Origin of the sequence: Mycobacterium sp. 852002-10029_SCH5224772 (genome assembly GCF_001667315.1) — a bacterium.
Lineage (GTDB): Bacteria > Actinomycetota > Actinomycetes > Mycobacteriales > Mycobacteriaceae > Mycobacterium.
In genome coordinates, this window is sequence record NZ_LZHT01000129.1 from 1 (window position 1) to 801 (window position 801).

General features: G+C 70.0%; 2 pseudogenes. One reads left to right on the forward strand and one right to left on the reverse strand.

Going from position 1 to position 801, the window contains the following annotated elements:
- Positions 1-464, forward strand: a pseudogene (locus A5775_RS22480) (hypothetical protein); the annotation flags it as partial.
- Between the two features lie 6 nt (positions 465-470).
- Here the strand turns inward: A5775_RS22480 and A5775_RS22485 are convergent.
- Positions 471-801: pseudogene (locus A5775_RS22485) on the reverse strand (hypothetical protein); the annotation flags it as partial.

Here is an 801-nt window from a genome sequence, read left to right on the forward strand (position 1 = left end):
TCTTCACCGCCCTGCACGCGATCGGTGCGACGGCGGTCACCGGCGGCGACAACCCGCCGCCGGCCCGCATCGTGCTGGAGTCCGACGGCGCCGAGAACGTGCCGCTGGACCCCAACGCCCCGCAGGGGGCGTTCACCGCGGCCCGGGCCGCCAAGGGCCAGGGCGTGCAGATCTCGACGATCTCGTTCGGCACCCCGTACGGCACCGTCGACTACGAGGGCGCCACCATTCCGGTTCCGGTGGACGATCAGACCCTGCAGAAGATCGGCGAGATCACCGACGGCCAGGCCTTCCACGCCGACAGCCTGGACTCGCTGGAGAACGTGTACACGACGCTGCAGCGCCAGATCGGCTACGAAACCGTCAAGGGCGATGCCAGCCTGGCCTGGATGCTGCTCGGTGCCGTCGTGATGGCCGGCGCCGTGCTGGCCGGCCTGCTGCTGAACCGCCGGCTGCCCGCCTGATACGCGCTAGGTCGGCAGGCGCCGATTGATCAACAGCGCCAACGCGGTCGCGATCAGTGCGGCCAGCACCCCGAGGCGCAGCCAGCCGGCGCTGCCCGGGCCCGGCACCGTGCGGTAACCGATCTCGTTCTCGATCGCGTTGTAGCTCTTTTCGAGCTCGCCGAGGTTGGTGGCGGTGTAGGGCTGCCCGCCGGAGAGTCTGGCGATCGTCTTCATCTGGTCGGTCGACACCGGGACCGCGACGCGCTGCCCGTCCATCTCGATCTCACCGCCCTTGGTTCCGAACGAGATCGTCGAGATGGGCACGCCCTGGCCCTTGGCCAGGCGCGCCGCGGTG